The organism is Luethyella okanaganae (assembly GCF_042660285.1).
Classification (GTDB): Bacteria; Actinomycetota; Actinomycetes; order Actinomycetales; family Microbacteriaceae; genus Luethyella; species Luethyella okanaganae.
This window is the reverse complement of record NZ_JBHSTP010000001.1, coordinates 415214-441318: the sequence shown is the minus strand read 5'-3', so window position 1 is coordinate 441318 and position 26105 is coordinate 415214. Positions and strand designations below refer to the sequence as shown.

At 67.3% G+C, this 26105-nt stretch carries 27 protein-coding genes; 13 read left to right on the top strand and 14 right to left on the bottom strand.

Annotation, left to right across the window (positions count from 1 at the left end):
- Positions 1-270: 270 nt before the first annotated feature.
- A complete protein-coding gene (locus ACFQB0_RS01955; RefSeq protein ID WP_386726904.1) occupies positions 271-1092 on the top strand; it encodes an SDR family NAD(P)-dependent oxidoreductase in 822 nt (273 codons plus the stop codon).
- On the opposite strand, the gene ACFQB0_RS01950 is transcribed toward ACFQB0_RS01955, so the two are convergent.
- The 6 genes from ACFQB0_RS01950 to ACFQB0_RS01925 all read right to left on the bottom strand — a co-directional run bounded on the left by ACFQB0_RS01950 (position 1052) and on the right by ACFQB0_RS01925 (position 5266).
- A complete protein-coding gene (locus ACFQB0_RS01950) occupies positions 1052-1504 on the bottom strand; it encodes a VOC family protein (protein ID WP_386726901.1) in 453 nt (150 codons plus the stop codon). The genes ACFQB0_RS01955 and ACFQB0_RS01950 overlap by 41 nt on opposite strands.
- A gap of 229 nt (positions 1505-1733) precedes the next feature.
- Complete coding sequence (locus tag ACFQB0_RS01945) at positions 1734-2312, bottom strand: GNAT family N-acetyltransferase (protein WP_386726898.1); 579 nt, start codon at positions 2310-2312, stop codon at positions 1734-1736.
- Between the two features lie 34 nt (positions 2313-2346).
- On the bottom strand, positions 2347-3042 hold the full coding sequence (locus tag ACFQB0_RS01940) for a uracil-DNA glycosylase (RefSeq protein WP_386726895.1): 696 nt from the start codon (positions 3040-3042) through the stop codon (positions 2347-2349).
- Positions 3043-3765: a Type 1 glutamine amidotransferase-like domain-containing protein gene (locus tag ACFQB0_RS01935; protein ID WP_386726893.1), complete on the bottom strand. Its 723-nt coding sequence runs from the start codon at positions 3763-3765 to the stop codon at positions 3043-3045.
- 62 nt (positions 3766-3827) lie between these two features.
- Positions 3828-4469, bottom strand: a complete 642-nt coding sequence (locus tag ACFQB0_RS01930; RefSeq protein ID WP_386726890.1) for a potassium channel family protein — start codon at positions 4467-4469, stop codon at positions 3828-3830.
- Complete coding sequence (locus ACFQB0_RS01925; RefSeq protein ID WP_386726887.1) at positions 4466-5266, bottom strand: SDR family NAD(P)-dependent oxidoreductase; 801 nt, start codon at positions 5264-5266, stop codon at positions 4466-4468. The genes ACFQB0_RS01930 and ACFQB0_RS01925 overlap by 4 nt, the downstream gene beginning before the upstream one ends.
- Here ACFQB0_RS01925 and ACFQB0_RS01920 point away from each other — a divergent pair.
- The 6 genes from ACFQB0_RS01920 to ACFQB0_RS01895 all read left to right on the top strand — a co-directional run bounded on the left by ACFQB0_RS01920 (position 5164) and on the right by ACFQB0_RS01895 (position 12444).
- Positions 5164-6417, top strand: coding sequence for an acyltransferase family protein (locus ACFQB0_RS01920; protein ID WP_386726884.1), 1254 nt, complete (start codon positions 5164-5166; stop codon positions 6415-6417). The two genes, ACFQB0_RS01925 and ACFQB0_RS01920, sit on opposite strands and share 103 nt — an antisense overlap.
- A 113-nt stretch (positions 6418-6530) precedes the next feature.
- Positions 6531-7862: a bifunctional o-acetylhomoserine/o-acetylserine sulfhydrylase gene (locus ACFQB0_RS01915; protein ID WP_386726881.1), complete on the top strand. Its 1332-nt coding sequence runs from the start codon at positions 6531-6533 to the stop codon at positions 7860-7862.
- Between the two features lie 183 nt (positions 7863-8045).
- Positions 8046-9263: a homoserine O-acetyltransferase MetX gene (gene metX, locus ACFQB0_RS01910; protein ID WP_386726878.1), complete on the top strand. Its 1218-nt coding sequence runs from the start codon at positions 8046-8048 to the stop codon at positions 9261-9263.
- Between the two features lie 70 nt (positions 9264-9333).
- Entirely contained in the window at positions 9334-10494 is a 1161-nt protein-coding gene (locus tag ACFQB0_RS01905; protein WP_386726875.1) for a sensor histidine kinase, read from the top strand.
- On the top strand, positions 10491-11741 hold the full coding sequence (locus ACFQB0_RS01900) for a hypothetical protein (RefSeq protein ID WP_386726872.1): 1251 nt from the start codon (positions 10491-10493) through the stop codon (positions 11739-11741). The genes ACFQB0_RS01905 and ACFQB0_RS01900 overlap by 4 nt, the downstream gene beginning before the upstream one ends.
- A gap of 46 nt (positions 11742-11787) precedes the next feature.
- Positions 11788-12444, top strand: coding sequence for a response regulator (locus ACFQB0_RS01895; RefSeq protein ID WP_386726869.1), 657 nt, complete (start codon positions 11788-11790; stop codon positions 12442-12444).
- A 59-nt stretch (positions 12445-12503) separates the two neighbouring features.
- Here ACFQB0_RS01895 and ACFQB0_RS01890 read toward each other — a convergent pair whose 3' ends face one another.
- From ACFQB0_RS01890 to ACFQB0_RS01880, 3 genes are all read right to left on the bottom strand, one after another.
- A complete protein-coding gene (locus ACFQB0_RS01890) occupies positions 12504-13784 on the bottom strand; it encodes an MFS transporter (RefSeq protein WP_386726866.1) in 1281 nt (426 codons plus the stop codon).
- A gap of 111 nt (positions 13785-13895) precedes the next feature.
- Positions 13896-14222, bottom strand: coding sequence for a thiamine-binding protein (locus ACFQB0_RS01885; RefSeq protein WP_386726863.1), 327 nt, complete (start codon positions 14220-14222; stop codon positions 13896-13898).
- A 2-nt stretch (positions 14223-14224) separates the two neighbouring features.
- Positions 14225-15490, bottom strand: coding sequence for a hypothetical protein (locus ACFQB0_RS01880; RefSeq protein WP_386726861.1), 1266 nt, complete (start codon positions 15488-15490; stop codon positions 14225-14227).
- A gap of 175 nt (positions 15491-15665) precedes the next feature.
- On the opposite strand from ACFQB0_RS01880, the gene ACFQB0_RS01875 reads away from it, so the two are divergent.
- Genes ACFQB0_RS01875 through ACFQB0_RS01860 form a run of 4 tightly spaced genes read left to right on the top strand, consistent with a single transcriptional unit; the run spans position 15666 to position 18893 of the window.
- Entirely contained in the window at positions 15666-16511 is an 846-nt protein-coding gene (locus ACFQB0_RS01875) for an ABC transporter substrate-binding protein (protein WP_386726859.1), read from the top strand.
- A 28-nt stretch (positions 16512-16539) separates the two neighbouring features.
- Entirely contained in the window at positions 16540-17403 is an 864-nt protein-coding gene (locus tag ACFQB0_RS01870; protein ID WP_386726857.1) for an amino acid ABC transporter permease, read from the top strand.
- Positions 17400-18191 carry an amino acid ABC transporter ATP-binding protein gene (locus tag ACFQB0_RS01865; protein ID WP_386726854.1) on the top strand — a complete coding sequence of 264 codons (792 nt, stop codon included), beginning with the start codon at positions 17400-17402 and terminating at the stop codon, positions 18189-18191. Before ACFQB0_RS01870 ends, ACFQB0_RS01865 begins: the two co-directional genes overlap by 4 nt.
- A 6-nt stretch (positions 18192-18197) precedes the next feature.
- Positions 18198-18893 (top strand): YceI family protein, encoded by a 696-nt coding sequence (locus ACFQB0_RS01860; protein ID WP_386726851.1) that lies wholly within the window; start codon positions 18198-18200, stop codon positions 18891-18893.
- Positions 18894-18936: 43 nt separating this feature from the next.
- Here ACFQB0_RS01860 and ACFQB0_RS01855 read toward each other — a convergent pair whose 3' ends face one another.
- On the bottom strand, positions 18937-19788 hold the full coding sequence (locus tag ACFQB0_RS01855; RefSeq protein ID WP_386726848.1) for an ADP-dependent NAD(P)H-hydrate dehydratase: 852 nt from the start codon (positions 19786-19788) through the stop codon (positions 18937-18939).
- A 24-nt stretch (positions 19789-19812) separates the two neighbouring features.
- Between ACFQB0_RS01855 and ACFQB0_RS01850 the strand changes: the two genes are divergently transcribed.
- On the top strand, positions 19813-20448 hold the full coding sequence (locus ACFQB0_RS01850) for an HAD family hydrolase (protein ID WP_386726845.1): 636 nt from the start codon (positions 19813-19815) through the stop codon (positions 20446-20448).
- 5 nt (positions 20449-20453) lie between these two features.
- Positions 20454-21536 carry an NADH:flavin oxidoreductase/NADH oxidase gene (locus ACFQB0_RS01845; protein WP_386726842.1) on the top strand — a complete coding sequence of 361 codons (1083 nt, stop codon included), beginning with the start codon at positions 20454-20456 and terminating at the stop codon, positions 21534-21536.
- 1 nt (position 21537) lies between these two features.
- Here the strand turns inward: ACFQB0_RS01845 and ACFQB0_RS01840 are convergent, their stop codons facing one another.
- The 4 genes from ACFQB0_RS01840 to guaB1 form a co-directional block, all read right to left on the bottom strand.
- Positions 21538-21915 carry a VOC family protein gene (locus ACFQB0_RS01840; protein WP_386726839.1) on the bottom strand — a complete coding sequence of 126 codons (378 nt, stop codon included), beginning with the start codon at positions 21913-21915 and terminating at the stop codon, positions 21538-21540.
- Positions 21916-21990: 75 nt separating this feature from the next.
- Complete coding sequence (locus ACFQB0_RS01835; RefSeq protein ID WP_386726837.1) at positions 21991-23046, bottom strand: hemolysin family protein; 1056 nt, start codon at positions 23044-23046, stop codon at positions 21991-21993.
- Positions 23043-24422: a hemolysin family protein gene (locus ACFQB0_RS01830; RefSeq protein WP_386726834.1), complete on the bottom strand. Its 1380-nt coding sequence runs from the start codon at positions 24420-24422 to the stop codon at positions 23043-23045. The genes ACFQB0_RS01835 and ACFQB0_RS01830 overlap by 4 nt, the downstream gene beginning before the upstream one ends.
- A gap of 172 nt (positions 24423-24594) precedes the next feature.
- On the bottom strand, positions 24595-26034 hold the full coding sequence (guaB1, locus tag ACFQB0_RS01825; RefSeq protein WP_386726831.1) for a GMP reductase: 1440 nt from the start codon (positions 26032-26034) through the stop codon (positions 24595-24597).
- Between the last annotated feature and the right edge of the window lie 71 nt (positions 26035-26105).

Sequence of the window (26105 nt, the reverse complement as noted above, 5' to 3'; positions counted from 1 at the left end):
GTAGTCTCGGCGACGGTTCTTGCTGCGTGCACCCCGACATCCTCGTCGGGAGCACGGACGACCTCGACTACTGCCTGACCAAGTACACCGGCCCCGGAGGATGGATCGAGGGAGGAGAGACTCCCGCGGGTTGGACTCGCATTGGCGAGGTCATTCTGGCGCAACCACACTAGAGTCGCGGGCGGTGCGACCCCCAAGGGCCGACTCGCCCCGCCCGATCCCCAGTCGACGCATCTGGTCCAGCGCCCCGCGACGGTCTAGCCTCTGACTATGGCACGAGCACACTTCGCCCCCATGGGCACGACCGCATTGATCACGGGGGCCAGCAGCGGGCTCGGCGTCGAGTTCGCGCGAGAGCTCGCGGAACGCGGCACCGACCTCGTCCTCGTGGCTCGAAGGCAGGACAGGCTCGAGGGGCTCGCGGTCGAACTCGCCGAACGATTCGGAACGGTGTCGACCGTGATTCCGCTCGACCTGACGGCGCCGGGAGCCGTCGACGAGCTCGTCGCCGACCTGGAGAGCCGCGCCATCAGCGTGTCGACACTCGTGAACAACGCCGGCTTCGGCAGCTACGGGCGTTTCGGATCGCTCGCGCCCGAGCGCGTGTCCGACGAGGTGGGGCTCAACGTCACGGCCCTGACCGCGCTCACGCGCGCTCTCTGGCCCGGTCTCATCGCCCATGCCCGCACGGCTCCGGCGACGGGAGCGCTCATCAACATCGCGAGCACTGCAGCGTTCCAGCCCATTCCGTTCATGTCTGTCTATGCCGCAACGAAGTCCTACGTGCTCAGCTTCACCGAGGGGCTCTGGTACGAGGCCAAAGGCACCGGGCTCAAGGTACTCGCCCTCTGCCCCGGCCCGACAGACACAGAGTTCAAGAAGGTCGCCGAGAACGAGCGACTGTTCTTTGGCAACCCCCAGAACGCCCGCCAGGTCATCGCGGTCGCGTTCCGCGCCCTCGACCGACGCTCCACACCGCCGAGCGTGATCAGCGGCCTCGGCAATGCTGCGTCAGCCCGTTCGGCCGGACTCGTGCCGAAACGCTCGCTGCTCACGGCTCTGGGTCGGTTCGCAACTCCTGAAAGACGGTGATGTGCAGTCCGGCTGGCGCATCGAGCCTGGCGTTGAGCGACTGCCACGGCGTCACGACCGGCTGAGCCACGAGGGTCGCGCCGCCGTCGACGAGGGTCGTCGTGACGGATGCCGCGTCGGCCACCTCGAAGGCGACCCTCATGCGCGGCGCCACCTGCTGCCCGACCTCCACGTCGTCGATCATGCGCTTCTGCGCGGGGTTGGCGATCTCGAGGGTTGCCCGACCGGCGTCGAGGATCGCGACGCGTGCCCCGCCCTCCCCCGCATACGCCGCCTGCTCGGGCAGGCCGAGCACGTCGCGGTAGAACGCGAGCGCCTCTTCGTAGTCTTCCGCCTCGACGACGAGACGAAGCTGACGCACAGGCTTCGACGATCCGCGGGCGTCACCCGCGGATGGATTGCTGACGGTCATCTGCCGTCCCCTATCTGATCGGTCGACACTTCGATATTTGTGTTCCACACGCGCCGGTCGCATGCTGCGCCAGCATCCGAAGGAACGCACATGCATAGGCTACCTATTCCGGGGGCTTCGCGATCGTCTGCGAGGTGATGGCGATCCTCTTCCTCACCTTCACCACCGGAGAGCTCCTCGATGCGCTGCTGCAGCCGTGACGCGACGACGCATCAATTGCGGACGGCCGCTACTTGAGGCTCTTCTGCAGCAGGACGGTGCCGAGCCAGCGCTCGAACTTGAACCCGACCCGGCCCATACGGCCGATCTCCTCGAAACCGAACTCGAAGTGCAGCCGCAGAGACGCCTCCGCCCCCTGATCGGCGATGACAGCGATGATCTCCTTGAGACCGGCATTCGTGGACCGCTCGATGAGCTGCGCAAGCAGCACACGGCCAAGCCCCTTGCCCGTCGACGCAGGTCCGAGGTAGATCGAGTTCTCGACGGTGAATCGATAGGCTCGCTTCTGCTTCCACGGCGAGACGAGGGCGTAGCCGAGGATCTGGCCGCTCTGCGACTCCGCGACGAGGAAAGGCATGCCCAGCTTGCTCAGATACTCGAACTTGCTGCGCCACTCCCGCAGCGTCATCTGGTCCTCGTCGAACGTGACCATGCTGTTGGCGACGTAATAATTGTAGATCTCCCGCACGTGGGGCAGATCGGCCGCGGTGGCGTCGCGCAGGCTGTACTCGAACGGCGTCTCGGCGGGCAGCACCTTGCGCAGGTGGCGGGGCAACGCGCGCCGCGGCTGGTATTCCTCTTCGAGCATGCCGCCAGATTACCTCCGTCGTGTTGCGGACGGGTTACGCCAGCGCCCAGTCGACCGGCTCTCCGCCCCGCTCCCGCAGGAGCGCGTTCGCCCGGCTGAACGGCTTCGAGCCGAAAAAGCCGCGACTCGCGGACAACGGGCTCGGGTGAGCCGATTCGATCACCGGCGTCGCTCCGAGAAGCGGCTTGAGCGTCGACGCATCCCGCCCCCACAGAATCGCGACGAGCGATTTCTGCCGAGCCACAAGCGTGCGGATGGCGTGGTCGGTCACCGCCTCCCAGCCCTTGCCACGATGCGAGGCGGCCTCGCCGGGGCGCACCGTCAGCACGCGGTTGAGCAGCATGACGCCGCTCTCGCTCCAGGCCGTGAGGTCGCCATGAACCGGCGGCACGACGCCGAGGTCGTCGCGCAGCTCCTGGTAGATGTTCTGCAGACTGCGCGGGATCGGCCGCACATGCGCATCGACGGCGAAGGAGAGTCCGATCGGATGCCCCGGAGTCGGATAGGGATCCTGACCGACGATGAGCACCCGCACGCGGTCGATCGGGTAACTGAAGGCGCGCAGCACGTGACGTCCAGCGGGTAGATAGCCGCGCCCCGCAGAGCTCTCGCCGCGGAGGAAGTCCCCGAGCGCCGCGATGTCGGGCGCAACGGGCTCGAGTGCCGTGGCCCAGCCCGGGTCGATCAGGCCGCTCGTGGCCAGTTCTGAGAGGGTCTTGCCGCCGGCCATTCAGACTCCGATCGTGCTGACGAGTACGCCGTTCTCGGCGGGGATGACGCGCCACACGCTGCCGGCGCCGACGACCCTCAAGCCGCTGTCGCCGACGATGAGCGCCGTGTTCTCGTCGATCGCGAGACCGCCGTCCACGAGTCCGGCCTCCACGGCGGCGACGAGGCGCGAGAGACTCCCCCACTGCGCAGCGTGCACGTCGATCGCCACGTCGACGAGGCCGATGCCCTGCTCGACCGTGACCTCGTCGAGGTTCTCGGCACCGCCCTCCTGGCTCACTTCGACTCCGCCGATGCGCCAGCCGCCGACGACTGCTCGTTCCGCCGCGATCGACGCCCCCGCCGAGAACCCGAGGTACGGCACCCCCGACGCCACCTGACGGCGGATCTCGCCGAACCGGCCCGCGAGTGCGGCCCGATAGGCCGGCGTGATGCCGCCGCCGACCAGAATGCCGTCGACATCGACGAAGGCCGCCAGGGGAACCTCGGCGGTCTCGGAGACAGCGGTCACGAAGGGCTCGAAGGCTCCGGCGGTCGAAACCGCCTCGATGAGCTTCGCGGCGTGTTCCACGCCGTCGGCGCCACGCACGACGACGATCGCGATGCGCGGCGCATCCGCCCGATCGCTGCCATGGGCGACAACCGCCGCCTCCGCGAGGAACGCGGAGTAGACGGCGGCAGAGGATGCTGGCGACCAGCCGCCGCCGACAAGGTGAACACTCATTGCTTCGAGCTTAGGCGTTCGCGGGGCTTCAGACCGCAACCAGAGGCTAGCCACCCCTTCTGCTACCTCCGCTTGCGGCCGGAGGCCCGCTCGTTGAGGTACGAGATGACGGTGGCGGACGCTGTTCCGACGATGGCGATCCCACCGATCATGAGGACGACGGCGAGAAGTCGTCCGGGTGGGGTGACGGGATACATGTCCCCGTAGCCGACCGTCGCGATCGTCACGCACGCCCACCACACCGCGTCTCCGAAGGTGGTGATCGTCGCGCCGTCGGCGTCGCGCTCGACCTGCAACTCGGCGAGGGCGATCACGTAGACGAAGAGCACGACGAAGCACAGAGCCTGGATAAGGAGCTGGATGCGCACCGCGGCACCGCTCGCGGCCCGGAAGAACGGCACCTTATGCAGATAGGTGAGCAGCCGGAACGGCCGGAAGATCGGCACGATCACCGACAGCAGATCGGGCACATTGTTCCGCACGAACCACCAGCGCCGATGGCTCCGGACCAGGCGTGTGAGGTAGTCGACGGCGAAGCAGATCCAGATCACGACGTTCAGGAGGTGGAGAGCGACAAGCACGGCCGTCGGCAGCTCGGGTCGCAACACGATGATCGAGTAGCTCGCGATGAACACCAGCGACATGACGAGGAGCGGCCAGGTGGTCCATTCCTCCCACCGTGTCGACGGTGACGTGTCGCTCATGCCCCGTTCGCGTCCTTCGCTTCGCGCACCCGCAGCTCGCCGCGGGCGAAACGATGGGGGGCGGCCTGGGCGACAGGCTTCACGACGATGAGATCGAGGTCGACGTGCGGCGGACGCTCCACAGCGTTCACGATGGTCTCGGCGACATCGTCGGCCGAGAGCGGGTTCGGCACGTTCTCGTAGACGGCATCCGCCCGGGCCCGGTCACCGCCGAACCGCACGAGGGCGAACTCCTCGGTGCGGACCATGCCCGGCGCCACCTCGATGACCCGAATCGGCTCGCCGTTGAGCTCGAGCCGCAGCACCTCTGTCATCGCATGCGCAGCGAACTTCGCAGCGTTGTACCCTCCCCCGCCCACGTAGGCGGAATGCCCGGCGATCGACGTGACATTCACGATGTCGGCGCTGCCGCCATCCGCCAGGACGGCCTCGCGCAGGAGAGGCAGGACGGCGCTCGTAACCCGCTTGACGGCGAGCACGTTGATCTCGTACATCCAGGCCCAGTCTTCGACAGCGGAGTCCTCGACGCTGTCGAGACCCATGGCACCGCCGGCGTTGTTGACGAGCGCGTGGACGTGCCCTGTGGCAGCGAGGTGGTCGCGCAGGGCGTTGACGTCTCCCGGGACGGTGAGGTCCGCCACGAACATGGATGCCCCGGTGCGCTCGGACAGCTCGGCCAGCCGGTCCGCCCGCCGTGCCACGCCGACGACCTCCCAACCGTGCTCACGGAAGAGCCGTGCCGTGGCAGCCCCGATACCCGAACTCGCACCGGTCACGACGACTCTCTTCACTGCCATGCCTTCATTCTGGCAGTTCGCCGCGAGACGACGCGAGACAATGGGGCGATGAGTGCGTACGAACCGACCACGCAGCAGATGCGCACAGGACGACGCCTCCCCTCTGGGACAACGCCCGCTGGATGGCGATCGCCCTCGTCGTCGTCGGTCACGGCATCCTGCCGCTCATCGCGGAGTCGGACACCGCCTACGGGACGTATCTGTTCATCTATTCCTTCCACGTTCCCGTGTTCGTGACCGTGAGCGGCTACTTCGCCACCTCGGGTGCGCCCGGCACACGACAGCTCATGAAGGTCCTCACCGACATCGTGCTCCCCTACCTCGTCTTCGAAACGATCTGGACGGTGATCCGCTGGCTGCTCGGCGGCAACTTCTGGCTCGACTACGCGACGGCGTCCTGGACGCTCTGGTTCCTCGTCGCACTCGGGATCTGGCGGATCGTGCTCCCCTACCTCGTGCTGCTGCGCTACCCTGTGCTCATCAGCGTGGCCGTCTCGGTCGGCGCCGGCTATCTCGGCACGATCGACGACACCTTCGCGCTCGCCCGCACCTTCGGACTGCTGCCGTTCTTCTTGTTCGGCTGGAAACTGCGGCAATGGCAGCTCACAGGCCGGTGGCTCGCGCTCTCGCGGTCCGCCGTCCGGCGCTGGCGAACGGCTGCGATCGTGCTCTTCGTCGCCATCGCCATCGCCATCATGATCCTGATCGAGCCGCTGCGCGAGATCAGGATCCGCCGATTCCTGCTCTACGACGAGGCATATCGAGCCTTCGGCTACGACGAGCTGTGGGCCGGCGGCATCCGGCTGGTGCTCATCGGGGTGGGGATGCTGCTGTCCGTCGCCTTCCTCGCGCTCATACCTCGTCGCGCGGTCTTCTTCACCGCGTGGGGCTCCGCGACCATGTACATCTACCTCCTGCACAGCTTCCTGCTCTACCCACTGCGCGAGACAGGAATCCTCACTGGGCAGCGACCGTGGTGGGTCCTCCCCACCGTGATCCTGTTCTGCGTCGGGATCGCCGCCATGCTCTCGCAACGCTTCGTGCGTCGACTGTTCCGCCCCGTCGTCGAGCCGAGAGCCTCGTGGGCGCTCCGCCGCGAGCCTCACACGGCGACGGGAACCCTCGTACTGCCGCCCCGCGAGCCTCGGTGACACGAGCTGCAGCATTACGGTGTATTGCGGGGTGCGTTGCCGGGCGGTGTGCGGCTGTCTAGGCTCGCTCACGAGCGGTGGAAGGCCCACGCGCTCTAAGGAGAATCCACCTCATGAGCGACGCCGCCGCGAACTGGAAGTTCGAAACCAAGCAGGTGCACTCTGGGTCACAGCCCGACCCGGTAACGAACGCCCGCGCCACCCCGATCTACCAGACGACGTCCTACGTCTTCAACAACTCCGACCACGCCAAGAACCTCTTCGCGCTGGCCGAGTTCGGCAACATCTACACCCGCATCCAGAATCCGACTCAGGATGTCGTCGAGCAGCGTGTCGCCGCGCTCGAGGGCGGCACCGCAGCCCTCCTCGTGGCCTCCGGCCAGGCCGCGGAGACGTTCGCCGTGCTCAACATCGCCCAAGCCGGCGACCACATCGTCTCATCGAGCTCCGTCTACGGCGGAACCTACAACCTGTTCAAGTACACCCTCGCGAAGCTCGGCATCGAGACCACCTTTGTCGAGAACCAGGACGACGCCGAGGAATGGCGCCGTGCCGTCCGCCCAAACACCAAGCTGCTCTTCGCGGAGACGATCGGCAACCCGAAGATCAACGTGCTCGACATCCGCCTCGTCGCGGATGTCGCCCACGAGGCCGGAGTGCCGCTCATCGTCGACAACACCATCGCGACTCCCTACCTCATCCGCCCGTTCGAACATGGAGCCGACATCGTCGTGCACTCCGCGACGAAGTTCCTCGGCGGGCATGGCACGGTCATCGGCGGCGTCATCGTCGACGGCGGCACGTTCGAGTGGTCGAAGAACGTCGAGAAGTTCCCCGGCCTCACCGAGCCCGACCCGAGCTACCATGGCGCGAGCTACACAGCGGTGCTCGGCGACGGGATCGCCTACATCATCAAGGCCCGCGTTCAGCTGCTGCGGGACCTTGGCTCGGCCATCGCCCCCGCAAGCGCCTGGCAGCTCATCCAGGGCATCGAGACGCTGTCGCTCCGTGTCGAACGCCATGTGCAGAATGCGCAAGAGGTCGCAGAGTGGCTCGACAGCCACCCCGACGTCGCCTCCGTCAACTATTCGGGACTGCCATCGAGCCCGTGGTACGCCGCTGCGAACCGCTATGCCCCGAAGGGCGTCGGCGCGGTGCTCTCCTTCGAGCTCAAGGGCGGCGTCGACGCCGGCCGCGCCCTCGTCGACAACCTTCAGCTGTTCAGCCACCTCGCCAACATCGGCGACGTGCGTTCGCTCGTCATCCACCCGGCGTCGACGACGCACTCGCAGCTCACCCCCGAGCAGCAGCTCACAGCCGGGGTGACCCCGGGCCTTGTGCGCCTCTCGGTGGGCATCGAGAACATCGACGACCTCAAAGCCGACCTCGAGGCCGGCTTCGCCGCCGCGCGCGCCGTCGTCGAGGCGGCGAACGCCGCCGCCTGACGCCCGCCACACGCGACTCCGAGAGGAGAAGGATCCCGGTATCCCGCCCCGGTAGGGATGACGTACCGCCTGGATTCTCCTCCTCTCGCCGTTCCGACGGCTCGGCCACCCACGATCGGAGGCGGCCGACGGACGGCGCGTAACAATGCGGGCGCATCGGCATCCTGACGGCAGAATTGGGTCATGGACTGGCAAACTTCCGCCGACTCCGTGCCGTCGAGCTTCGTCACGGAGGCCCAGACGCGCTCGCTGTTCGGCAAGCCCCCGGCGACGGGAGCCTGGCGAGAGGGAGATCCCGTCGGCAACCGCCGTTTCATCCCGATCGGGCGGCGCGAGTTCGAGCACGGCGGCAACCTCCCTTTCGCCCGGCTCGCCTATGAGAGCTGGGGCGAGTTGTCGGTCACCGGTGACAATGCCGTCCTGATCCTGCATGCCCTCACCGGTGACAGCCATCTCACCGGGTCCGCGGGCGACGGCCATGCGACGGCCGGGTGGTGGGGAGACGTCGTCGGTCCGGGAAAGGCCATCGACACGGACCGCTGGTACGTGGTAGCCCCGAACATGCTCGGCGGATGCCAAGGCTCCACCGGCCCGGCATCCCTCGCCCCCGACGGCATCGAGTGGGGGCCACGTTTCCCCTCCATGACCATTCGCGATCAGGTCGAGGCGCAGGCGGCCTTCGCCGACGCGCTCGGCATCGAACGCTGGGTTGCGGTCATCGGCGGCTCAATGGGCGGCATGCACGCCGTCGAGTGGGCGATCATGTACCCTGACCGGGTGGCCCGGCTCGCCGTCCTCGCCGCCCCGCCGGTGACGACCGCCGACCAGATCGCGCTCAACTCGGTGCAGATCGAGGCCATCCGCACCGATCCGCTCTTCCGGCACGGCGAGTACTACGACGCCGAGGACGGCGACGGACCCTCGCGAGGCCTCGCCCTCGCGAGGCGAATGGCGCTGCTCAACTACCGCAGCCCCACCGAGCTCAACGACCGCTTCGAACGTAGCTGGCAAAGCGAGATCAACCCGCTTGGCGACGGCGGACGCTTCGCCGTCGAGTCGTATCTCGACTTCCACGGCAACAAGTTCACGAGGCGTTTCGACGCCAACAGTTACGTCAGGCTCGTCGAGGCCATGAACTCGCACGATGTCGGCCGCGATCGCGGGGGCGTGACATCCGCCCTTTCCCGCGTCACGGCACGCACCCTCGTGCTCGGCATCGACAGCGATCGGCTATTCCCGGTCAGCGGCCAACGGCAGATCGCCGCCAACGTCCCCGGGAACATCAACGGCACGGAGGCCGTCGTCCTCGAATCCGACTACGGTCACGACGGGTTTCTCATCGAGAGCGAAGCGGTCGGCAATCAGCTACGTCGTCTCCTCTCCGAGCAGACCGTGCACTGAGTCGCTTCGGCCTATGGCCGCGCGACGCTAGGGTTTTACTATCTCAATCTTTCTCGACACGGCAGGATTCATGCAGCGCATCCTCAAGGAGCGGGACAGACTGCTACGTCGCACCGCACGCCTCACCGGGTTGACCGGAACCTCGGTCGCGGCCGTTTGCGTGTGCATTCCCGGCGCCGTGTCATTCGTCACCCTGGTGAGCGTCCTCGCGCTTTTCGGCATCATGGCGATCGGCTACTACCTTCTCGGCACGCACGGGGCCATCCGCTGGGCCGTGGTCGTGCTGGTGTCAGGGATCGCGGCGATGCTCCTCATCGGAACGGGACCGCTCAGGCTCAATAGCGCCTCCGTGACGACCGTCGCCATGATCGGCTCCGCCGCGCTCGGCGCGCTCGCGCTGGTGCTTCTCGCCAGCCGGGCGCGAATCGCACTGCTGGCCTCCTCCTTCGTCACGGTGGTCACGACGGTCGCCGTGACCACCGTCACCCACGAGATGTCCACCACCGCTCTCGGCTTGGTCGTGTGCACGTGGGCGGCGCTGGTGCTCGCCGGCTGGTGGATCAGCCAGAGCGTGCCACGGATCATGCAACGCATTGCGAGCATCGGCCGCGCCCATCAGGCCGAGCGCCACGCGAGCGAGGTCGAGGCACAACGCAGGCAGGACGCGCGGCTCCTGCACGACACGGTGCTCGCGACCCTTACCTTGCTCGCCCACTCGGGAGTCGGCGTGAGCGCCGAGGCGCTCAGGCACCAGGCCGCCGACGACGCCCAGCTGCTCAGGCAGCTTCGCCTCGGCGGCCTGCCCACGCCGCGCAGTTCCGGGGTGTACACGCTCGAACCGGTCGCCGAGTCGGCGCTCGGCAAGACCCTTGAATCGGTCAAACAACGTTTCGGGCGTATGGGCCTCGAAGTCAACTGGCACGGCAGCGGCCAGGTTCTGCTGCAGAGCGGCGTCCTCGACGCGTTCCTCGGCGCCCTCGGCGAATGCCTCGAGAACGTGCGCAGGCATGCGGGCGTGGCCGAAGCGGATGTGACCATCACCGATGACGAGACGACGGTGAGGGCGATGGTCACCGATTCCGGCGTCGGGTTCGAGCTCGGGGACGTGGACCGCGCCCGCCTCGGCTTCGCCGAGTCGGTCGTCGGCCGTCTGCGCGAGGTCGGCGGAAACGCCCGGTTGTTCTCATCGCCCGGTTCGGGGACGACCGTGGTTCTCGAGGTGCCCAAATGAGTCGTGGGATCGAGGAGAACACGCTCGGGGTCGTCGTCGGCCGGGAGCACAAACACCGGCGCAACAACCGCGACTTCCGGCGTTCGGCGCGCACGGTGTCGACGACCCGTGCCAATCAAGGCGGCCTGGGCACCAGGGATCTCGGCTTCGGCATGGCCGTCTGCGGCGGGATCATCGTGGTCTTCCTGCTCTGGCGGTTCATCTACCAGTGGCCGGCTTACGAGCAGCCGATCCTGTCCATCGCATCCTGGTGCGCGATGATCCTGACGATCACCCTGGTGCTTCTCGGCGTCGGGCTCTCCTCCGGCGGAATGCCGAGTTGGCTGTTCGCGAGCACTCTCGCGGGCGCCGCCGTCGCCGTCGGCCTAGACATCGCCGCCTGCTGGGGGCCGGACCAGCATGTCTATCCCACGGCCGCCGTCGCGGTCGGCTCGCTGCTGTTGCCGATCGTCACCCTGCGTGAGACCAGGCAGGTGATCGCGGCGACCGCCGTGCTCGGCGGCGTGCTGACGGCGGCGGCTCTCCTCGAAGTCCGAGCGGATCCGCTCACCCTCGCCCCCGATTTCGTGGTGATCACGCTCGCTGTCGTCCCGCCGATGCTCGGGGTCGCCATCGTGCGCGCATTCCGACGCATGGTACAGCTCGAGCTCGACCTCGTTCTCGTGCAGAGCACCGTCGACGCGCCACGGCTGGCCGTCGGGATGCTCGCCTCCGAGGAGCTCGCCCGGCTCGACCTCGACGCGGAGCAGCTCCTCAACGAGGTGGCCGAGGGCCGGGCGGCCCTGCCGCTCGCGCGCGGATCGTCCAGCAAGGCCTCGTCGCTCGCCACCCAACTGCGCCTGCACCTCATCGAAGGCCGCAAGGAGACCTGGCTGCGCAACGCGGTCATGGAGTCGGAATTCCTCGCCCCTTCCGTGACCATCGACGACCCCGCGAGCCTCGCCGGTCTGCTCGATCCCGAGCAGCGCGACGCCCTGCTGATCGTGATCTGGCTGCTCGTGAGCGACTCCGAACGCCGGGATGCGACGGTGCACATCGAGATCGGCCCAAGACATCCGTTCACCGCCGAGTATCCCCGCACGCTGCGATTTCCGATCGTTCTCGCGATAAGGGGCGTGCCACGACGGCGTGTCGACCTCGCGGCATGGGAGGCTATGGGAGTTGTAGGTCCGCACCTCGACTCCACGCACAACGGCGACCTTCGGGTGGAGATCGACTGCAGCGTCGACAACCCGGCAGATGCATAAGGCGTCAGGGGCGGCTGGAAACATGCATCAGCTCAAGGAGGCAATTGTGGGAAGCTCAGAAAGTACGATTCGGTTGGCGATCGTCGACGACCATCGGATGCTCCTCGGTGCCCTGACAGAGTGGATTCGCGGCGCAGCAGACGACATCAGCATGGTGGCAGCGGTCACCACCTGGCCTGAGCTGCTGACGCACCCGGAGTTCCCCGTCGACGTCGTGCTGCTGGACCTCGATCTCAAAGACAACATCCCGGTCTCGCTCAAGCTCTCGACTCTCAAGACGACGGGCGTCAAGACCGTGCTCATGAGCACCTATTCTGAGCCGGCGCTCGTGCGCGAGGCACTCGCCGCAGGGGCGCTCGGCTATCTCGTGAAGAGCGAGGAAGCCGACATGATCGTCGAGGCGATCCGAGCGGCCTATGCGGGCGAGTCTTATATCTCCGAAGAGCTCGATCTGGCTCTCAATGCCGGTCCGGGCGGGGACGCCCCGCGTCTGAGCGCTCAGGAGCGGCGTGTCATGGCTCTCTACGGAGCCGGCGAACCCGTCAAGGCCGTCGCCTATCAGCTCGGCATCTCCGAGGAGACCGCCAAGTCGTATCTCAAGCGCATCCGCGAGAAGTACCGGGTGGCTGGATTCGATGTCGGAACGAAGGTCGCGTTGCGCAAGCGGGCCATCCACGACGGCATCCTGCTGCAGGGCGACTGAGCCGGAGGCCCGCAGAGCCCGGTCGGCACCCCGAACAGAACTCGGCGAGCAGAACTCGGCTAGGCGGGTTCGACCGTCTCGACGAGTCCCGTTCCATATGGCACGACGAAGCCACGACGGCGACGTTCACGGTCGATCGCGAACGTCACGACCGCGAACAAGACGCCCACTGCGCTGAGACCCAGTCCGATCCACACGGGCGCGACGTAGCCGAGACCGGTGGCGATCGCCAGGCCGCCGAGGTAGGCACCGAGCGCGTTGCCGAGGTTGAGCGCTGAGTGGTTGAGCGCTGCGGCGATCGACTGGCTGTCGCGCGCGACGTCCATGAGCCGGGTCTGGATCGTTGGCGCGAGAGCCGCCGCGGATGCGCCGACGAGGAAGAGGAACAGGAGCAGCCCGACGATGTTCGTCGCCGTGAGCGCGAGGCCGACGAGGGCGAGCAGCATGACACCGAAGAAGGCGTACATGGTGCGTCGCACACTACGGTCGGCGAAGGCACCGCCGACGAGATTGCCGACCGTCATGCCGACGCCGATCACGACGAGCACGAACGGAACGGCACCGGCGTTGAGCCCCGTCACATCGGTGACGAGCGGGGCGACATAGCTGTAGACGGCGAAGAGCCCGCCGAAGCCGATCGCACCGATCGCGAGCGCGAACCACACCTGCGCACGGGTGAACGCCTTCAGCTCGTTGCGCATGGTCGCCGCGCGATCGCCGGCCTGCCATGGCATGGCGAGTACGACGGCGAGGAACGTCGCGGCGAAGATCGCGGCGACGACGAGGTAGGCGGCGCGCCATCCGGCGCTCTGTCCCAACCACGTGATCGCGGGGACCCCGACGACGTTGGCGATCGTGAGACCGGAGAGCACGAGCGCTACGCCGCGAGCCCGCTTGCCCGGTCCTAAGAGGCTCGCCGCGACGAGAGAGGCGATGCCGAAGTAGGCACCGTGCGGCAGTGCGGAGAGGAACCGCGCCGCGAGCACGAGTTCGAAGCTCGGCAGCAACGCGGATGCGACCGTGCCGAGTGTGAACGCGGCGAGGAGTGCGAGCAGCAGTTGTTTACGTGGCCATCGTGCCGCGGCGGCGGCGATCGTCGGAGCGCCGACGACCACACCGAGTGCGTAGGCCGAGATGAGCCATCCCGCCTGCGCGTTCGCGGCGGAAGGATCGGCCGCGTACAGTCCGGGAAGAAGATCGCTGGCCAGGTTGGGCAGCAGGCCCATCGCGACGAACTCGGTCGAGCCGATGCCGAAGCCGCCCAGGGCTAGTGCCAGTAGGGCAAAACGAATACGGGCCGGCGACAACGTCGTCGGCCCGTCGGATGAGGGGAGGGTCACCGAGCCAGTATAGCGCAGCGAGTCGAATCGATTCGACCCCGAGTGCGAGCCGATGAGAACTGCCGCTCAGAGCCGCAGACGGAGGCAACTGGCGTCATGTCGCGAGAGAGGCTACGCGCCGAGCGCGCGCTCGAGCCGCTCGACCTTGCCGCTGAGCTCCCCCGTGTAGCCCGGGCGGATATCGGCCTTCAGCACGAGGGACACACGCGATCCATAGGCGCCGACGGCCTCGGTCGCCCGTCGGACCACGTCGAAGACCTCGTCCCACTCCCCCTCGATCGTCGTGAACATCGCATCGGTGTGATTCGGCAGCCCGGATTCGCGCACGATACGGACGGCTGCCGCGACGGCGTCGTGCACCGAGGCGTCCACGTTCTCGCCCGCTCCCGGAACACCCGGCGCCGCACCGGACGGCGCCACAGAGAATGCCACAAGCATGATTACTCCTTTGCTCGCCTTCCACTCTTCCACACCGCGAACAGCGCCCAGCCGAACAGCACGAGTTCGAGCAGATTGCGCGCCGTCAGAAGCAGAACGAGCGCGGGGTCCGCGACGACGAGCCAGTCGTACAGATACGGGTAGATGAGCTGGGTGAGAGCTGCGATCGCGAGCACGAGCACGGCGGGCACGGCGAAGCCTCGGCGGCGATACACGATGCCGAGGACGACCGGGGCCACGAGCCAGCAGATGAACTGCGGCGATCCCACCTTGTTGAAGGCGATGAGCGCAGTCACGATGGCGAGCGCGAGCGCAGGAAACACGGCGACGAAGGCGGCACCACGACGTATAGCGAGCACTCCGAGCAGCATCGTCCCGGCGACGACGATCGCGAGCAGAGGAGTCATGATGGCGCTCGCCACGTCGGCGCCGGGCCCCGCGACCTGGTAGGTGAGGATGTCGCGATCGTAGTAGGGCCGAACGCCGGGCATCCGCATCGCCGCCTGCCACATCCAGATCGTGCTGACGGGGGACTCGATCTGCAGTCCCCTGCCGGTCTGCTGGGTCACGAAGCTCAGCATGTTGGTTCCGCCGCCGAGCACAAGGCCGATCGCGAGCACGGTCGCCGTCACGGTCAGCGCCGACCAGATCACACGCAGGCGGGCGCGGGACGCGACGATCAACCCGGCTACAACCGCCGCAGGCCAGATCTTCAGCCAGGCACCGATCGCAAGCAATGCCGCGCCCAAAGCGGGGCGTCGCGCCACGACGAGCAGGGCGACGATCGCGATCGGCACGGTCACGGCATCGATCCTGGCAAGCGCTATCGGCCCGAGGGCGATCAGGAGGCCGATCCACCACCATGCCGCGGCACGCCGCCGCGGGGGCCGACGCCATCCGCCGACGAGCACGGCGAACGCCGCGATGTCCAGGAGCACGATGATGCCCAACCAGGTCACGGGGTAAAGCTCGGGGCCGAGCGCCATGGCCGCGGCCATCGGGATGAAAGCGAGGATCGGATACACCCACGCCCTGTCGATCCCCACCTGGAACGCCCCGGCCTGAGCCTCGACGACCCAGAGCTTGTAGACACGTGTCACGTCGCCGAGCGGGAGACCCGGCGCGGTGAGGCACAGCCATACGAGCATGGCGTGAACAAGACCGAAAACACCCCAGAGCGCGAGCGGATGCCGCGCCATCCGAGCGAGCGCCGACACACGCGCCCTCGTCGGGGCGGGGGCATCGACCATGCCTGCCATGCCAGCCATGCCAGCCATGCTACCGTCCATGGCCACTCGAGCTCGGCCCGTCGTGATCCCCCTTCTCCACCGCAGCACTCCCCACGGCGGCACTGCCGCGGGGACGCGTCACAATTCGTCGCCGTTCTGAGCACGACGACGACGGATGCGGCATGCTGGAATTTCCCGTCACCCTGGAGCGCCCATGCCGTCACGTACTCTTCTCACCCGCACCATCGCCGTCGCCTCGCTGGCTGCCACTGCCCTCACCCTCACCGCTTGCGCGGCCGGTTCCGGCTCCTCCGCCTCGGCCGACGGCTACCTCACCGAGGGAAAGCTCACCATCGCGACGGGCGAGCCAGCCTACTATCCGTGGATCATCGACAACACGCCCGAGTCCGGCGAAGGCTTCGAAGCCGCGGTCGCCTACGCCGTGGCCGACGAGCTCGGCTTCTCGAAAGACGACGTCGTGTGGGTGCGCAGCACCTTCGAGGAAGCCATTGCACCGGGGTCGAAGAACTTCGACTTCAACCTGCAGCAGTTCTCGATCACCGACGAACGCAAGCAGCAGGTCGACTTCTCCTCGCCGTACTACGAGACGACGCAGACGGTCATCACCGTCGAGGGCTCGCCAGCGGCATCCGCGACCTCGATCGCCGATCTCCGAGGGCTGCTCATCGGCGCCCAGACCGGAACGACGAGCTTCCAGACGATCGAGAGCATCATCGAGCCGACGGCCGGCGCCCAGGTCTTCAACACCAACGACGACGCGAAGCTCGCCCTGCAGAACGGCACCGTCGACGCCATCGTCGTCGACCTGCCCACGGCGTTCTACCTCACGGGTGTCGAGCTCGACGGCGGCACCATCATCGGGCAGCTTCCGCAGGTGAAAGGCGCGACCGGCGACCAGTTCGGCCTGGTGCTCGCCAAGGACAGCGCGCTCACGGCGAAAGTGACCGCAGCAGTGGACGCCCTGCGGGCGAACGGCACGCTCGACAAGCTCGCCGAGGAGTGGCTGGCCTCGGGAGCAGATGCACCCGTGCTCAAGTAGCACGCTCCCGCGCGCTAGTTTTGGTGGAGTGAGCACCTCAGAGATCGTCGCCCGGCGTCCGAGCGCCATCGAGCTCGGACGCCGGGCGTTCCGTCGCCGACAGACCCGGATCTCGGTGCTCACCAGCATCGGCAGCACCATCGGGTTCGCGCTGCTCGTGTGGGCGCTCGTGGTCAACACCCCCGGCTGGACCCAGGTGCAGCAGACGTTCTTCAACCCGACGGTCGCGGTGGAGGCGTTTCCCCGGGTGATCGACGGACTGTGGTTGAACGTGCGGGTGCTCGTCTTCGCGGCGATCGGCGTGCTCGTCTTCAGCTTGCTGCTCGCCATTCTGCGCACCCTGCGCGGTCCGATCTTCTTCCCGGTGCGTGCCCTGGCCGCCGGCTACACGGACCTGTTCCGCGGCGTGCCGCTCATCATCGTGCTCTACCTCGTGGGGTTCGGCCTCCCCGGGCTCAACGTGTTCCCCCGTATGGCTGCGGAGTTCTGGGGAACGATCGCCCTCATCCTCACCTATTCCGCCTACGTCTCCGAGGTGTTCCGCGCGGGCATCGAGGCCGTACACCCCTCGCAGCGACTCGCGGCCCGCTCGCTCGGCCTCAGCCACGGCCAGACGATGCGCCGCGTGATCCTGCCCCAAGCGGTGCGCAAGGTGACCCCGGCTCTCATGAACGACTTCGTCGCGATGCAGAAGGATGTCGGGCTGATCTCGGTGCTCGGCGCGGTGGACGCCGTGCGGGCCGCGCAGATCGAGACGGCCGCGACGTTCAACTTCACGCCCTACGTGCTCGCCGGGCTGCTTTTCGTGCTGCTGGCGTTGCCGATGATCCGCCTCACCGACTGGTACACGGCCCGGGTACGCGAGCGCGAGCAGATGGGAAGCATCGTATGATCGTGATCCCGCCGCCCAGGGCGGAGCCGGCCTCGCCCGCATCCGAGCCGGTGCTGCGACTCCGCGGCATCCACAAGTCGTTCGGCGACACTCAGGTGCTGAAGGGTGTCGATCTCGACGTGCACCGTCACGAGGTGGTCGCGCTCATCGGGGCGAGCGGCTCTGGAAAGTCGACGCTGCTGCGCACCGCGAACCTGATCGAGCGCATCGACGACGGCCAGGTGTTCCTCGCAGGACAGGATGTGAGCGACCCGCGGACGAAGGCCGATGAGGTCCGCGCCCGCATCGGCGTCGTGTTCCAGCACTACAACCTCTTTCCGCATCTGAGCGTGCTCGACAACGTGACCATGTCGAGCCGGGTGGTTCACGGCGTCGACAAAGCGGCGGCCGAGAGACGCGGACTCGAGCTCCTCGCCCAGATCGGCCTCGCCGACAAGGCACGGGAGTTTCCCGACCGGCTCTCTGGCGGACAACAACAGCGCGCCGCGATCGTGCGCGCGATCGCGACGGATCCCGAACTGCTCCTGCTCGACGAGATCACGAGCGCGCTCGACCCCGAACTCGTCGGTGAGGTGCTCGACCTCGTGCGCGAGCTCGGCCTCGGCGGCACGACCATCGTCATGGCCACGCATGAGATGGCGTTCGCGCGCGACGTCGCCCACCGGGTCGTCTTCCTCGACGACGGCGTCATCGTCGAGCAAGGAGATCCTCAGCAACTCTTCGGGAATCCCGTGCACGATCGAACCCGGGAGTTCCTCTCCCGCTTTCTCGAAACCGACTACCGTTAGGGAACAATGCAGAAGCGGACCATCGTCTGGGTCTCCGTCGTTGCCGGCGCCCTCCTTCTCGGGGGGACCGTCGCCGTGGCCGGCCCGCTCGTCTACCGCGATCTCATCGTCGGGCCGGCGGATCCCGCACCGACCGTTCAGGCCACCGCCCCTGCTGTGGGGTCTGGCATGAGCGTCGACGACCTCAGCGGCACCTGGAAGGTCGGAGGCGAGTCCTTCGCGGGATATCGCGTCGACGAAGTGCTCAACGGAACCGATGTGACGGTTGTCGGCCGCACCTCCGAGGTCTCCGGAACCCTCGAGGTCGACGGCCTGACGCTCACCGGCGCCGAGATCGCGGTCGATGTCGCATCGATCACGACGGATCAGCCCAACCGTGACGCGTTCTTCCGCGACAGCACCATGCACGTGAGTTCCTTTCCGACAGCGACCTTCCAGCTCACCGAGCCGGTGACCGCGAGCTCCTCCCCCACGAACGGCGAGGTGCAGACCGTGACCGTGGCAGGCGAACTCACCCTGCGGGGCGAGACCCGCCCCGTCACGGCCGAGCTCCAGGCGGTGTTCTCCGGCGACGGAGGTCAGGTGAGCGGAAGCATTCCGATCGCCTTCGCAGACTTCGGCATCGAGGCGCCCAACCTCGGCTTCGTCTCGGTGGGGAACGCCGGTTCGATCGAGTTCCTGCTCGACATCTCGCCGGCCTGAACCAGATCGGCGGGGACTCCGGTCCGCCTGGAGCCGCGAGAGATCAGCCCTCTGACCGCGCCAGCAGTGCCGCGATCGTCGCCGGGATCGCTTGCGCGACATCGAGGGCGGCGATCGGCCCGCCACCCGACGCCCGCCGTGCGGCGAGTCCGTGCAGGAGCGCCGCGGTCGCCGAGAGCGGCGCCAGCTTCGAAGGATCATACTTCAGCACTTCGTGATGCGTTGCGAGCAAAGCGCCGAGGACGCCTCCGAGCACATCGCCCGTTCCCGCTGTCGCAAGCCAGCCAGGGCTGCTCGAGACCGTGAGCCGGATCCCGTCGGGCTGCGCGATATGCGTCACGGCGCCCTTGAGCAGCACCGTCGCGCCGAGCGCCTCCGCCGCGCGAATCGCCCACTCGCCGGGGTTCTCTGCGACTTCCTCGACCGTCGGTCCCTTGCGCCCACCGAGAAGCGCTGCAAGCTCACGGTAGTGCGGCGTGATGACGGCGGCACCGTGCGTCTCGCCGACGAGATCGAGGGCGCCGGCATCCAGAACGATCGGATGGCCCTCTCCGATGGCCTGACTGAGCTCGCCGCTCAGCACGAGCGTGCGCCGGGCCGGGTTCATGCCGGATCCGAGCAGCCAAGCCTGCACCCGTCCCGAGATGGTCACAACCTCCGGGCGGCGGGCCAAGACGGCCCCCGCAACGGCCCGTGGCCCCGTGTAGCGCACCATGCCGACTCCCGTGCGCATCGCAGCCTCGACACCGAGCACGGCCGCGCCGGGATAGTCATGAGAGCCGGTGATGACGCCGAGCACGCCACGGGAGTACTTGTCGTCGTCCGACCGTGGGACGGCGATCCAATCCCGCGCCCTCGCGACGTCCCATTCGATCCACTCCTCAGCATCCGCCATGCCATCACGATAGGTTGTTTCACGATGGAAAGCTCAGAACTCGCACCAATCAGCATCCCCGGTCGTGTCGTCGTCTTCGACTACGGAGAGGTCATCTCCCTCACCCCGAGCGAGGAGGACCGGGATCGGCTGCTCTCGGTCGCCGAAGCCGACGCCGACGCGTTCTGGCCTGCGTATTGGCGGTATCGCGAGGCGCTCGACGAGGGCTCTCTCGGCATCCACGACTACTGGGGCGCGATCTCTGACGACCTCGGCGTCGAGTGGCCGCCGGATCGGGTGCACCAGCTCTGGGTAACGGACTACACGAGCTGGCTGAGCATCAACATCGACACGACTCAGATCATCGACGGGCTCGCAGCCGGCGGAACGCGCCTCGCTCTGCTCTCCAACGCCGGGCGCGACTTCGCGAGCTTCTTCAGGTTCGGCTCGCTAGGCCCCCTCTTCGAGCACGTCTTCGTGAGCGGCGAACTCGGCCTCGTGAAGCCAGATGCGGCCATCTACGAGCACGTGCTCGATCAGCTCGGCATCGTCGCTACACAGATGGTCTTCGTCGACAACCGGCCGGCCAATGTGCGGGGCGCCGAGGCACTCGGCATCACGACTCATCTCTTCACCTCGGCCGGCGAGCTCCGCCGGTTCCTGACCGAGCTCGCGGACTGATCCAGATGGCCGGCGTCTTCGAGCCTCTCACGATCCGCGGCTTGACGGTCCGCAACCGCATCTGGGCGGCACCGATGTGTCAGTACACCGTGAGGGAGAAAGACGGGGTGCCCCGCGAGTGGCATCTCGTGCACCTCGGTGCGATGGCGGCGGGTGGTGCGGGGCTCGTGGTCGCCGAGGCCTCCGCGGTGAATCCGGAAGGCCGGATCTCCGACGAAGACACCGGAATCTGGAACGACGAGCAGGCGAAGGCCTGGTCCCGGATCGTCGCCTTCGTGCACGGACAGGGCGCGGCGGCGGGCATTCAACTCGCCCATGCAGGGCGCAAGGCCTCCGTATGGCCGGAATGGGGTCACGAGCGCCGAGGCAGCATGGCGCCGGAAGACGGAGGATGGCCGACCGTGTCGGCGTCGCCGCTGGCCTTCGCAGGCCTGACCGAACCCACCGCTCTCGACGCGAGCGGAATCGAGCGCATCGTCGCCGCCTTCGCCGACGGAGCGCGCAGGGCGGCCGACGCCGGGTTCGACGTCGTGGAGATCCACGCCGCGCACGGCTATCTGATCCATCAGTTCCTCTCGCCGCTCAGCAACGAGCGCAACGACGAGTATGGAGGAACCCTCGAGAACCGGGCGAGGTTCCTGCTTCGTATCGTCTCGGCGGTGCGCGAGAGTGCCGGCGAGGAGACGGTCGTCTTCGTGCGATTCTCTGCAACGGACTACGCCGAGAACGGCTGGAACGAGGAGCAGACCGCTATCGTCGCCGGCTGGGCGAGCAAGGCCGGCGCCGACTTCTTCGACATCTCGAGCGGCGGCAACATCGCCGGAGCACCCATTCCCCTGGGTCCCGGCTACCAAGTGCCGTTCGCCGAGTTCGTCAGGGAGCGCGCGGCGGTGGCGGTCAACGCCGTCGGACTCGTCACGACGCCGCAGCAGGCCGAGCAGATCGTCGCGTCCGGTCAGGCCGACGCCGTCATGCTCGGTCGGGAGATGCTGCGCGACCCGCACTTCGCCCTCCGCGCCGCTCACGAACTCGGCGCGGAGATCGACTATTGGCCGCCGCAGTACTTGCGTGGCCGCTGGACGAGTTGAGCTAGAGACGTTGCGAGACGGCGAGGATATTGCCCTCGCTGTCTGTGAACCAGGCCGCCTTCTCGCTCCCCGTCGTCGCGATGCCGTTCTCGGTCTTGAGTCCGGGAATGTCGTAGTCCTGGAACTCGACCCCGAGCGAGCGGAGCCGCGCGACCTCGGTGTCGAGGTCCTCCGTCTCCCAGCCCATGGCCGTGTTCTGAGCCGTGCCGGCGTATGGCGTCTCGTAGAGCAGGAAGGTGAAGCCGTCTGTGAGCCGGTAGAAGTCGCCTTCCACGGATGACTCGTCAGGCTCGATGCCGAACTTTTCGCTGTAGAACGTGCGTGCTCGCGTGATGTCCTGCGCGGGCAGGACGGCGAACATCCGAGTTGCATTCATCATGAGAAGACCTCCTCGTATAACCTCCGCTCCCGAGCTTACGCCGGCCTGCTCCCATCCGGAACGACGAGTCGTGACTCACACCCGTCGCGTGGCGTCCTGCACCTCGCCGACGAGCTCCTCGATGATGTCCTCGAGAAAGAGCACCCCGCTCGTCGCCCCGTCGACGTCGAACGCCCGCGCGAGGTGGGTGCCGCTGCGCCGCATGGTCGAGAGGGCGTCCTCGAGGTCGGTTTCCTCGAAGATCGACACGAGCTGACGAATGCGCTTCGCCGGGACCGGCTCGTCCCAGCTCGATCGCTTCGACCCGGGTGCGCTGTCGACGTCGATCACGTCCTTGAGGTGGAGGTATCCACTGGGCTCGCCCTCCGTATCGATGGTCACGTAGCGGGAGAACCCGTGTCGTGCCACCGCTCGTTCGACGTCTGTCGGTGTGGCCGTCTCGGCGAGGCTCACGAGATCGCTCACGGGCAGCGCGATGTCCTTCACCTTCTTGGCCGTGAACTCGAAAGCAGCGCTGAGCGCGCCCGTGCTGTCACGCAGAACACCCTCGCGGGTCGACTGGTTCACGATCGTCGCGACCTCGTCGAGGGTGAAGGTGTTGGTCGTCTCGTTCTTGGGCTCGACCCCGAACAGCCGAAGCACTCCGTTCGCTGCGGCGTTGAGCGCCACGATGACCGGTTTGAGGATGCGGGCGATGAAGACGAGCGGCGGCGCGAGAATGAGCACGGCCCGGTCGGGCACCGAGAACGACAGGTTCTTCGGAACCATCTCGCCGAACACGACATGCAGGTAGGAGACCAGTACCAGGCTGATCGCGAAGGCGATCGCCGCGATGGCCTCCTCAGGCCAACCAGTGAGGGCGAGCGGGTGCTCGAGCAGGTGGTGGATCGCCGGCTCGGACACATTGAGGATGAGCAGCGAGCACACGGTGATCCCGAGCTGGCTGGTGGCGAGCATGAGCGTAGCGTGCTCCATGGCCCAGAGCGCCGTCTTCGCGCTGCGCCTACCCTGTTCGACGAGGGGCTCGATCTGCGAACGGCGCGCCGAGATGACGGCGAACTCGGCGCCGACGAAGAAGGCGTTGGCGACGAGCAGCACCACCAGCCAGGCGAGTCCGGCCCAGTCGCTCATGAGCGGCCTCTCGCTCGTTCGGGTGCCCTCGAGTGGGTCGAGCCTCGATCGATCGGATTCCGCCCGCCCCCGCCGTTCTCCTCTTCCGGCTCGGGGGTGAAGCGGATCCTGTCGATGCGTCGCCCGTCGAGACGCTCCACCCGGAGTTCTCCCCCGTCGATGAGAACGGTGTCCCCCACGATCGGCAGCCGTCCGAGCTCGCTCATGACGAAGCCAGCGACCGTCTCGTACGGGCCCACCTCCGGCACCACGACGCCCGCGCGCTCGAGCAGTTCGTCCGGTCGGAGCATGCCGGGGAAGGTCAACGAGTCGCGCTGGCGGACGACACCGGCACGCGTACGGTCGTGCTCGTCGGCAACCTCTCCGACCAGCTCCTCGACGAGGTCTTCGAGGGTCGCGACGCCAGCGGTTCCGCCGTATTCGTCGACGACGACAGCCATCTGATAGCCGCGACCGCGCAGCTCGCCGAGCAGCGTGTCGAGCTTCATCGTCTCGGGAACGCGCAACGCTTGTGACTGTAGAGCCGAGACCGGCACGTCCGGCCGTCTCTCGCGCGGTACGGCGACGGCCTGCTTGACGTGCACGAGACCGACGACATCGTCGGCGCTCTCGTCGATCACCGGGAATCGCGAGTATCCGGTCTGCGCCGCCAGCTCGAGAACCGTCTGGGCCGATGCGGTGCGCTGCACGCTCGCGATACGTGGACGCGGCGTCATCACATCTGATGCGGTGTGGCCCGAGAATCGCAACGTGCGGTTCAGTAGGGTCGCGGTGTCCTTCTCGAGCAGGCCGGCGCTCGCCGAACGGCGCACGAGTGACGACAGCTCCTCGGCTGTACGCGCTCCGGAGAGCTCCTCCTTCGGCTCGATGCCGACAGCGCGGAGAAGCACGTTGGCGCTGCCGTTCAGTAACAGGATGGCAGCTTTGAAGACGACCGTGAAGACCGTCTGGAACGGGATGACGAACTTCGCTGTCGCGATCGGGAGAGCGAGGGCGAAGTTCTTCGGGACGAGCTCGCCGAGGATCATCGACAGCAGGGTCACGCCGACGATCGCGATCGTCGCCGAGAACGCCGAAACCACGACCGATGGCGCGCCGAGCGCCGTGAATCCCGGTTTCAGCAGGCTCGTGAGCGCCGGTTCCATCGTGAAACCGGTGAGCAACGTCGTGAGGGTGATGCCGAGCTGCGCACTCGAGAGGTGAGTCGAGGTGATCTTGAGCGCCGCGATCGTCATGCTAAGACGGGTTTCACCGCGCTCGCGACGCGCCTCGAGTTCGGAGCGATCGAGATTGACCAGCGCGAATTCGCTGGCGACGAAGAAGCCCGTTCCCACGGTCAGGATGACGCCGATGCCGAGCATGATCCACTCATACATGGCCGTCACCCCCGCGGGTCACGGGCAGGGGTCTATGGCTGGGCGAATTGGCAGAAGGAGGTTCGTCCATTGTGGGGCCCAGTATACCAAGCGCATGTTCCGCCGCCGAGTGTGCGTCCACGACCCACAGGGCGAGAAAAGAGAGCGAGAATCTTACGAGAAGGCCGACCGGCTACCAACTGATGGGAAGCGCCTTGCCCTCCTCGTAGCCGGCGGCGGACTGGATGCCGACGAGCGCGCGCTCGTGGAACTCGTCGATGCTGCGCGCACCGGCGTAGGTGAAGGAACTGCGCACTCCCGAGGTGATCATGTCGAGCAGGTCCTCCACGGAGGGCCGCAGCGGGTCGAGGTAGATGCTGCTCGACGAGATGCCCTCGGCGAAGAGCGTCTTGCGCGCGAGATCGTAAGCGTCGAGCCGCTCGAAGCGCTGTTGGACGGCCTTCGTCGACGCCATGCCCCAGCTCTCCTTGAACAAGAGACCGCTCGCATCCTTGCTGAGGGTTCCTGGCGCCTCGATCGTCCCCGCGAACCACGAACCGATCATGACGGACGCCGCGCCCGCCGCGAGCGCGAGCGCGACGTCGCGGGGGTAGCGCACGCCACCGTCGGCCCACACGTGTACGCCGAGTTCGCGCGCAGCCTGCGCCGTCTCGAGCACGGCTGAGAACTGCGGACGGCCGACGGCCGTCATCATGCGGGTTGTGCACATGGCGCCGGGGCCGACGCCGACCTTGAGGATGTCGGCGCCCGCCTCGACCAGGTCGGCGACCGCATCCGCCGTGACAATGTTGCCGGCGACGACGGGCACGCCCAGATCGAGCTCCTTGACGATGCGCAGGGCACGGAGCATGCCATCTTGGTGGCCATGCGCAGTGTCGATGACGAGAACGTCGACGCCTGCCGCTGCGAGCGCCTGGGCCTTGGCGGCAAGATCGCCGTTGATACCGACGGCGGCGGCGACCAGCAGACGACCATCCGAGTCGACGGCCGGCTGGTAGATCGTAGAACGCAGGGCGCTCTTGCGGCTTAGCGTTCCGACCACCGCTCCGTGGTGCAGCACGGGCGCGAACTCCAGGCCGGCCGCGACCATGACGTCAAAAGCCGTGCGCGGACCGTCGACGTCATCGGCATCGAGGGAGGTGAGAGCACCGTGGAGCAGTTCGCCGAGGCGGGCATCCGGCAACGCCGTGCCCAGTCGCGCTGCGTCGATGCAGCCGAGGTAGCCGCCGGTCTCGTCGTGGACCACGATGCCGTGCCCTTCGACAGCGGGAAGCTGGCGCAGCGCATCGGCCACGGTGTCGCCGGGCCGCAGCACGAGAGGGGTGTCGAATCGCACCGACTGAGCCTTGACCCAGCGGATGGCGGCGTCGAGGTCCTGCAGGTGCATGTCCTGCGGCAGCACACCCAGGCCGCCGCGCCTGGCCAGGCTAGCGGCCAGCCGCGGACCGGTCACAGAGTTCATGTTCGCCGACACGATCGGGATGGTGGCTCCCGTCCCGTCGCCGGGGGCGAGGGAGACGTCGAGACGGCTCGTCACCGCCGACCGGCTGGGGACGAGGAAGACGTCCGAGTACGTCAGATCATGGCTCGGAGCCGTGCGATAGAACTCCATGCCGACAACGTTATCCCCCCGGCAGCCTGACCGCAGCCTTCTGCAAAGAGGATTAGGCTTGACGAGCAGAA

Bases quoted from the DNA above. Each gene is read 5' to 3' on its own strand.
- ACFQB0_RS01905 (WP_386726875.1), top strand. From the start codon at position 9,334: ATGCAGCGCATCCTCAAGGAGCGGGACAGACTGCTACGTCGCACCGCA.
- ACFQB0_RS01865 (WP_386726854.1), top strand. From the start codon at position 17,400: ATGATCGTGATCCCGCCGCCCAGGGCGGAGCCGGCCTCGCCCGCATCC.
- ACFQB0_RS01925 (WP_386726887.1), bottom strand. From the start codon at position 5,266: ATGGCAGTGAAGAGAGTCGTCGTGACCGGTGCGAGTTCGGGTATCGGG.
- ACFQB0_RS01835 (WP_386726837.1), bottom strand. From the start codon at position 23,046: ATGAGCGACTGGGCCGGACTCGCCTGGCTGGTGGTGCTGCTCGTCGCC.
- ACFQB0_RS01915 (WP_386726881.1), top strand. From the start codon at position 6,531: ATGAGCGACGCCGCCGCGAACTGGAAGTTCGAAACCAAGCAGGTGCAC.
- metX (WP_386726878.1), top strand. From the start codon at position 8,046: ATGGACTGGCAAACTTCCGCCGACTCCGTGCCGTCGAGCTTCGTCACG.
- ACFQB0_RS01830 (WP_386726834.1), bottom strand. From the start codon at position 24,422: ATGTATGAGTGGATCATGCTCGGCATCGGCGTCATCCTGACCGTGGGA.
- ACFQB0_RS01955 (WP_386726904.1), top strand. From the start codon at position 271: ATGGCACGAGCACACTTCGCCCCCATGGGCACGACCGCATTGATCACG.
- guaB1 (WP_386726831.1), bottom strand. From the start codon at position 26,034: ATGGAGTTCTATCGCACGGCTCCGAGCCATGATCTGACGTACTCGGAC.
- ACFQB0_RS01845 (WP_386726842.1), top strand. From the start codon at position 20,454: ATGGCCGGCGTCTTCGAGCCTCTCACGATCCGCGGCTTGACGGTCCGC.
- ACFQB0_RS01840 (WP_386726839.1), bottom strand. From the start codon at position 21,915: ATGATGAATGCAACTCGGATGTTCGCCGTCCTGCCCGCGCAGGACATC.
- ACFQB0_RS01935 (WP_386726893.1), bottom strand. From the start codon at position 3,765: ATGAGTGTTCACCTTGTCGGCGGCGGCTGGTCGCCAGCATCCTCTGCC.
- ACFQB0_RS01885 (WP_386726863.1), bottom strand. From the start codon at position 14,222: ATGCTTGTGGCATTCTCTGTGGCGCCGTCCGGTGCGGCGCCGGGTGTT.
- ACFQB0_RS01930 (WP_386726890.1), bottom strand. From the start codon at position 4,469: ATGAGCGACACGTCACCGTCGACACGGTGGGAGGAATGGACCACCTGG.
- ACFQB0_RS01900 (WP_386726872.1), top strand. From the start codon at position 10,491: ATGAGTCGTGGGATCGAGGAGAACACGCTCGGGGTCGTCGTCGGCCGG.
- ACFQB0_RS01950 (WP_386726901.1), bottom strand. From the start codon at position 1,504: ATGACCGTCAGCAATCCATCCGCGGGTGACGCCCGCGGATCGTCGAAG.
- ACFQB0_RS01880 (WP_386726861.1), bottom strand. From the start codon at position 15,490: ATGGCTGGCATGGCAGGCATGGTCGATGCCCCCGCCCCGACGAGGGCG.
- ACFQB0_RS01875 (WP_386726859.1), top strand. From the start codon at position 15,666: ATGCCGTCACGTACTCTTCTCACCCGCACCATCGCCGTCGCCTCGCTG.
- ACFQB0_RS01860 (WP_386726851.1), top strand. From the start codon at position 18,198: ATGCAGAAGCGGACCATCGTCTGGGTCTCCGTCGTTGCCGGCGCCCTC.
- ACFQB0_RS01850 (WP_386726845.1), top strand. From the start codon at position 19,813: ATGGAAAGCTCAGAACTCGCACCAATCAGCATCCCCGGTCGTGTCGTC.
- ACFQB0_RS01855 (WP_386726848.1), bottom strand. From the start codon at position 19,788: ATGGCGGATGCTGAGGAGTGGATCGAATGGGACGTCGCGAGGGCGCGG.
- ACFQB0_RS01945 (WP_386726898.1), bottom strand. From the start codon at position 2,312: ATGCTCGAAGAGGAATACCAGCCGCGGCGCGCGTTGCCCCGCCACCTG.
- ACFQB0_RS01940 (WP_386726895.1), bottom strand. From the start codon at position 3,042: ATGGCCGGCGGCAAGACCCTCTCAGAACTGGCCACGAGCGGCCTGATC.